The following is a 6,718-nucleotide window of genomic DNA, read 5'->3' on the forward strand; positions in this document are numbered from 1 at the left end:
CCGCTCGGCCAGCGCCCCGGCGAAGTCCGGGTCCCCGCAGACCACCGCGGTCAGCTCGCCGGCCCGCGCCGTCAGCCCGCTCGTCGGGTCGTGCAGGTCTGCCCGGCCGGGACTGGCCAGCGAGGCCCCGGCGGCGCCGACGGTCCGGTCGAGAGAGAGCACCCGGACGGCCCGCCCGGCGGAGACCCGGGCCACGCTCCAGGCGTGCGCCGCCTCGCCGAGGATGCGCAGCGGGGCCGCCAGGAAGGCCGTCGCGCCGTACACCGCGATCAGGGTGCCGACGGCGAGGTCACCGTCGGCGACCAGTTGGGCGCCGTACCAGGTGACACCGACCACGAACAGGCCGGGCAGCAGCACCTGTTGCGCCTGCATCAGCGACCAGATCCGGGCCGAGCGGACGGCTGCCGCCCGGACCTTCTGGGAGGCGACCCGGTACCGCTCCAGGAACAGCTCCTCGCCGCCGATGCCGCGCAGCACCCGCAGCCCCGCGACCGTGTCGGCCGCCAGCTCGGTGGCCTTGCCGCCGAGGGCGCGCTGCTGCTCGTAGCGCCGCTCGAACGGCCCGATCAGCGGCCAGACGGAGCCCGCGAGCACCGGGACACCGAGCAGCACCCCGGCCCCGAGCACCGGATCGATCGTCAGCACCGCGATGCTGACGGCCAGCCAGACGACCACCGCGGACCGGACCCGGGCCACCAGCTCGACGTACCAGCCGATCCGCTCGACGTCCCCGCTGCCGACCGCGACGACCTCGCCGGTGGCGATCCTGCGGGACAGCCCGGCCCCGAGGTGCGAGGCCTGTCTGGCCACCAACTGCCGCACCTGGGTGGCCGCGTGGATCCAGTTCCAGACCACCTGGCGGTGCGCCAGCACGGTGCCGAGCGCGGCGCCCGCACCCAGCAGCAGCAGGAGCCCGCCGGACCGCCAGATCCCGGCGGCGTCGCCGTCCACGGCGGCCTGCACGCCGATCCCGAGCGGTACCGGCAGGGCGGCCTGGCACCCCATCTCGATCAGCGTCCAGACGGTGGCGAGCCACTGCCCGCGCCGCTGGCTGCGCTGCAGCCAGCGCAGGAAGGCCAGGGGTGAGGAGAGGTCGGGGCTGCCGGGGTCGTCCAGCGGCAGGGGGGTGAGCAGCATGACACTCCGATACGAGCGGTGCGCGGGCAGGGGCAGGGGCGCACGGGGGTACAGGGGTACGGGGGGCAGCGGGGGTTCGGAGAACAGGGCGCACGGAGCGCCTCGGTGACGTGCGCACCGCCCGCCCGGCGACCGAAGGACGGTCGAACGGCGGGCGGCCCGGGCCGACGGCCGGAGGATGCGCGGCACGACGGCGCGGCCGCACGCACCACGGCGGCCGACGCGACGTCGACGGTGCGTCCGGAGGAGACACCGGACGGAGACGGGATGGGCACGAAGGGCCCGGAAGTCAGGAGGTCATGGCCGCGAGCCTGCCAACCTCCGCGTGATCCGCGCAACAGGTTTTCACCATGGCCCCCGCGCGCTCCGGCGCCAGCACGCCCTGCGCGCTACCCGCACGCCCCAAGCCTCGGCCGCACGCCCAGCCGCCCGCCCCGACGAGCCGCCAGCCGCTCGCCGCCCGGGGCCAAACCCCCGCAAAGCTTCACCCAAGATTCGCCCGTTCGGCGGGAACAATCACACCGGGGCGCCAGTTGCCCCCACTGGAACCACAGGACAACCAGGAGGGCACCCCTTCCCGTGAGCAGCATCCCCACCGTCACCCTGAACGACGGCGCGCAGATCCCGCAGCTCGGCTTCGGCGTGTGGCAGGTCCCGGACGCCGAGGCCACCCCCGCCGTCCGCTCCGCGATCGAGGCGGGCTACCGCTCCATCGACACGGCGGCCATCTACGAGAACGAGGCCGGCACCGGCGCCGCGATCGCCGAGGCGCTGGCGGGCGGCGTGGCCCGCGAGGACCTCTACGTCACCACCAAGCTCTGGAACTCGGGCACCCGCGACTGGTCGGGCGCGCAGGGCCGCGACGCGGTGCTGCGCGAGTTCGACGCGTCACTGGCCAAGCTCGGCCTCGAGCGCCTCGACCTGTACCTGATCCACTGGCCGCGCCCGATGCACGGCGACAGCTACCTCAACATCTGGAAGGCCTTCGAGCAGCTGAAGGCGGACGGCCGGGTCACGTCGATCGGCGTCTCCAACTTCGGCACCCAGCAGCTGACCCGCCTGCTGGACGAGGCCTCCGTCGCCCCGGCCCTGAACCAGGTCGAGCTGCACCCGTACTTCCCGCAGGCGGAGCTGCGCGCGTTCCACGCCGAGCACGGCATCGCCACCGAGGCCTGGAGCCCGCTCGGCCAGGGCAAGGAGCTGCTCTCCGAGCCCGCGCTGGTGAAGATCGCCGAGAAGCACGGCCGCACGGTCGCCCAGGTGGTGCTGCGCTGGCACCTCCAGAGCGGCGTGATCGCCATCCCGAAGTCGGTCACCCCGTCCCGGATCCGCGAGAACCTGGACGTTGCCGGCTTCGAGCTGGACACCGAGGACCTCACGGCGATCGCCGCGGTGGCCACCGGCCAGCGGATCGGGCCGGACCCGCAGGAGTTCGACTGGAACTGACGCCGGGCCCGGGGGTCCGGCCTCCGGGCCCCCGAACCGCCTGACGGCCGGCACACGAAGACCGCCCGCACCCCTACCGGGTGCGGGCGGCCTTCGGTGTGCCCCGATGCGCCAAAGCCCATGACCACGCGGCGAAGCCCATGGCCATGGACCCTCAGCGTTTTGGCGAATCGTTTTGGCTACTGCGGCGAAGATTTGACCTAGAGCCTGGCCGCCTTCGCGATGAGCGCGAGCGCGGCCTCGTGCTCGCCCTCCTCCAGCGGAGCCAACAGCAACCGCTGGACCTCGGCCACCCCAGCGGCCGAGCGGTGCAGCAGGTCCTGTCCCGCCGGTGAGAGCGAGAGCAGGTTGCGCCGTCCGTCCGAGGGGTCGCGTCGGCGCTGCACCAGACCGCGGCGCACCAACCGGCTGACCATCTCGGCCATCGTGGCCTTGTCCAGCGAGGCCAGCTCGCCGACCGTGCGCTGGTCGGCGCCCGGTTCCAGCTCCAGCGCGTCCAGCACCGCGTACTGCGGAGCCGTCAGCTCGGCGCCCACGTGCTCCGACCAGAGCTTGGTGTGCACCTGCTGGCTCACCCTGATCAGGTAGCCGATCGCCCGCTGGGCGTCCAGTATCGGCCGCGCGTCGGTGATGACGGCGACCGCCGCGGGCTCCAGCCTGGCTATCTTGGCCATCACCCGGACGATCTCGACCTGTTCCTCCGCCGTGAGCGGCTCGAACAGGACGCGCTGCACGCGGACCACACCACCGGTGGCCTCGCGCACCGCCTGGGCGCCGCCCTGCGAGAGGGCCAGCAGCTTGCGCCGGCCGTCGGCCGGGTCGCGCCTGCGCAGCACGAGGCCGCGGCGGACCAGCCGCGCGACCATCTCCGCCATCGTGGCCTTGTCGAGCGAGGCTCGCTCGCCGACCGTCCGCTGGTCCGCACCCGGCTCAAGGGCCAGGACCAGCAGCACGGCGAACTGCGGAGCCGTGAGATCGGCTCCGACGTGTTCGGACCACAAGCGGGTGTGAACCTGCTGTGCCACGCGAATGAGGTGTCCGGGCGACTGCTGAAGTCGCGCAGACACGCGGGTTGTCGGGATCTCCCCCAGCACCATGTATCCGTCCCGATGTCACACCCGGTGTGTGTGGGACACCCGGGTGGGGCAGTAACGGCGAGTGGGCGTCCAGCTATGAGGGAGGGCGCTCCAGCCGTGCAGCCGGTGGCTGCTGGCGGACACTATACAAACGGCGGGCCCTTGCTGGCAGGCAGGGGCGGATAGTAGACGCAGGTTCGGCAACATTGGCATATTTACTCGCTGCGAAGTCCTTGCAGTAACCCGTTCTCAGCAGAAAGCCGACCGGTCGGTCCTTACCGACCGTCACCTGCGTCTCTCCACCCTGGCCGCCCTCCCTACCCGCCGGTAGGGTGTGGCCACCCTCTCCGGGGGCTCTCCCCGGGAGGCAACCCCCGAGAGAGACGAGAGCGCGCATGACCGAGCAGAGCACCGCCCCCAGGGTCGCCGTCGTCACCGGTGCCGCCCGCGGCCTGGGCGCGGCCACCGCCGTCCGGCTGGCCGCCGACGGCTACGCGGTCGCCGTACTGGACCTGGACGAGTCGGCGGGCAAGGAGACCGTCGACCGGATCACCGCGGCCGGCGGCAGGGCGCTGGCCGTCGGCGCCGACGTCTCGGACGCCGGGCAGGTCCAGGCCGCCGTCGACCGGGTGGCCGCCGAGCTCGGCGCCCCGGTCGTCCTGGTGAACAACGCGGGCGTGCTCCGCGACAACCTGCTCTTCAAGATGTCCGAGTCCGACTGGGACACGGTCATGAACGTTCACCTCCGCGGCGCCTTCCTGATGACCCGCGCAGTGCAGAAGCACATGGTCGACGCCGGTTTCGGCCGCATCGTCAACCTGTCCTCGTCCTCGGCCCAGGGCAACCGCGGCCAGGCCAACTACTCGGCCGCCAAGGCCGGTCTCCAGGGCTTCACCAAGACTTTGGCCATCGAGCTGGGCAAGTTCGGCATCACGGCCAACGCGGTCGCCCCCGGCTTCATCGCCACGGACATGACAGCCGCCACCGCGGCCCGGGTCGGCATGGACTTCGAAGACTTCAAGCGGGCCGCGGCCTCGCAGATCCCGGTCCAGCGGGTCGGTCGGCCTGAGGACGTCGCCCACACCATCTCCTTCCTCGCGAGCGAGGACGCCGGCTTCGTCTCCGGACAGGTGATCTACGTCGCGGGCGGCCCCCTCGACTGAGCACGGAACCTACACAGGGTTACCACGGAGTGGGAAGCCGGGCGCACCGGCCTCCCACTCCGTTTGCTTTACCGGTGCTTTTGCAGAATCATTCGACCACCACACGGACTTTCGATACCGGAATAGGGGAAATCACCCCTCGAGCCGCCCCGGATCGACCCAATTGTCGATTTCTTGGGAAAATGACAATTACCGCCGGAATAGCCCTGTCCGGGTGGGTAGGGTCACCCCGTGCAATCCAGAAGTACCTCCGTTCCCCTTCCGCGCCGGGCACCGGAGCGCCGCACCGCCGAAATCGGCCGACGGGAACGCCCCGCCGCCCCGGGGCGCACCCCCGCCCCGCTCGGCCCCGACCCCCGCGAGCCCGGCTGGCCGCCGATGAGCCGGCGGCAGGCCGCCCTGCTCGCCGTCACCCTCGCCGGATACCTGCTGGTGCTGGCCGGGGTCCTGCTCAACACCGCGCTGGTCGACCTCGACTGGTCGGTCCGGCTGCTGCGCCCCTACGAGCGGTGGCCCCGGCTGGAGCCGCTGCTCGACACCTGGGTGGTCGCCGGGCAGCGCGGCCCCTCGGCGATCGCCGCCTTCGTCTGGCTCGGTTGGCGGGCCCACCGCCTCGGCCGGCTGCGCCCGCTGCTGGTCATGGGCATCGCCCTGTTGTTGCTCAACGTCACCGTCGGCGCGGTCAAGATCGTCACCGGCCGACTCGGCCCGCACTACGCCCAGTTCGTCGGCTCGCCCGAGCTCTTCTCCGGCGGCACGATCTTCCCGTCCGGCCACACCGCCAACGCGGTGGTCACCTGGGGCGTGCTCGCCTACCTGGCCGCCCGCTGGCGGCGCACCGGCGCCCTGATCGCCGCCGCCACCGCCTGCTCGATCGGCCTGACCACGGTCTACCTGGGCACCCACTGGGTCACCGACGTCCTGGCCGGCTGGGCGGCCGGACTGCTCGTGCTGCTCTCCCTGCCGCTGCTGGAACCCCTGGTCGCCATCGCCGAACAGCGGCTCCACCGGCGCTTCGCCCGCCGGCAGCTGTCCTGCTGAACCCGAAGCGGCCCGAACCCCGGCACCAAGCCCCGGTGCCAAGCCCCAGTCCCGCGCCCCGGCGCCGAACCCGAGCCTCGGACCCCGGCCCGGTACCTCGGGCCCGGGACCCGCCCCTCAGCTCGATCCGGGGGCACACTCCGGCCCCCGGACCACCCGGCCTACCCCTCCCAGCTGCGCTCGACCACGCCGTCGCGCACCGCGAGGTTGAGCCGCCCCTGCCGGTACTCCATGGTCATCAGGTCCCCCGGTTCCAGCACCCGGACCGACGCCCAACCGTGCCGCCGGGCCAACTCCCGGGCCCGCTCGATCCGCAGCCCCGCGTACCCCTCGCCGTCTTGGCCCACGGCACCCGGCCCGGAACCCCCGGCCGAACCCGAACCCACCGCGCCGTGCCCCGCGCCCGCCGCGTCCGATCCCGACATCGCGCCTCCCCGGCTGGTCCCCTCGGACGTACGCTGGAATCGTAGCCCGACCCGCGCGGTCCGGAGGTGAACGGCATGCGCACCACCACCCCGCGACGGTGGCGCAGCGGCACCGAGCCGGCCACCGCCCGCAGCGACCTCAAGCTCCGCTACCTGCTCTCGCTCACCTTCACGCCGCTGTTCGCCCTGGCCACGCTGGGCTTCGCGATCTGGGCGGCCGCCTCGCCCGCCTACGGCGCTCCCAGCCGGGGCACCCTCACCGGCTTCGCCGTGGCCTGCGGCCTGCTCACCCTGTTCGCCGCCGTCGATCTCGTGGTGGTCGTCCGGCGCCGCCGGACCGAGCTCTGACGCGGTGTCTCCCACGGAGTGGGAAGCCGGCCGGGGCCGCCGGCCCCAACCCCCGCCCCGCCGGCCCCCGCCCCGCGGCCCC

Annotated in this window: 7 protein-coding genes; 4 read left to right on the top strand and 3 right to left on the bottom strand. The window is 73.0% G+C overall.

Annotation, left to right across the window (positions count from 1 at the left end; translation table 11 throughout):
- Nucleotides 1-1,137: ABC transporter ATP-binding protein (locus AB0E96_RS36470; protein WP_359830356.1), on the bottom strand; the 1,137-nt coding region annotated here is incomplete at its 3' end.
- A 579-nt stretch (nucleotides 1,138-1,716) separates the two neighbouring features.
- On the opposite strand from AB0E96_RS36470, the gene AB0E96_RS36475 reads away from it, so the two are divergent.
- Complete coding sequence (locus AB0E96_RS36475) at nucleotides 1,717-2,583, top strand: aldo/keto reductase (protein ID WP_359830358.1); 867 nt, start codon at nucleotides 1,717-1,719, stop codon at nucleotides 2,581-2,583.
- Between the two features lie 200 nt (nucleotides 2,584-2,783).
- On the opposite strand, the gene AB0E96_RS36480 is transcribed toward AB0E96_RS36475, so the two are convergent.
- Nucleotides 2,784-3,608, bottom strand: coding sequence for a MarR family winged helix-turn-helix transcriptional regulator (locus AB0E96_RS36480; RefSeq protein ID WP_359830360.1), 825 nt, complete (start codon nucleotides 3,606-3,608; stop codon nucleotides 2,784-2,786).
- 446 nt (nucleotides 3,609-4,054) lie between these two features.
- Here AB0E96_RS36480 and fabG point away from each other — a divergent pair, with 446 nt between their 5' ends.
- Nucleotides 4,055-4,822: a 3-oxoacyl-ACP reductase FabG gene (gene fabG, locus AB0E96_RS36485; RefSeq protein WP_359830363.1), complete on the top strand. Its 768-nt coding sequence runs from the start codon at nucleotides 4,055-4,057 to the stop codon at nucleotides 4,820-4,822.
- Between the two features lie 231 nt (nucleotides 4,823-5,053).
- Nucleotides 5,054-5,863, top strand: coding sequence for a phosphatase PAP2 family protein (locus AB0E96_RS36490; RefSeq protein WP_359830365.1), 810 nt, complete (start codon nucleotides 5,054-5,056; stop codon nucleotides 5,861-5,863).
- 161 nt (nucleotides 5,864-6,024) lie between these two features.
- On the opposite strand, the gene AB0E96_RS36495 is transcribed toward AB0E96_RS36490, so the two are convergent.
- Nucleotides 6,025-6,288 (bottom strand): I78 family peptidase inhibitor, encoded by a 264-nt coding sequence (locus AB0E96_RS36495; RefSeq protein ID WP_359830368.1) that lies wholly within the window; start codon nucleotides 6,286-6,288, stop codon nucleotides 6,025-6,027.
- A gap of 75 nt (nucleotides 6,289-6,363) precedes the next feature.
- Here AB0E96_RS36495 and AB0E96_RS36500 point away from each other — a divergent pair, with 75 nt between their 5' ends.
- Complete coding sequence (locus AB0E96_RS36500; RefSeq protein WP_359830371.1) at nucleotides 6,364-6,636, top strand: DUF6343 family protein; 273 nt, start codon at nucleotides 6,364-6,366, stop codon at nucleotides 6,634-6,636.
- The last annotated feature ends 82 nt before the right edge of the window (nucleotides 6,637-6,718 follow it).

It is taken from the genome of Kitasatospora sp. NPDC036755 (assembly GCF_040636595.1).
Classification (GTDB): Bacteria; Actinomycetota; Actinomycetes; order Streptomycetales; family Streptomycetaceae; genus Kitasatospora.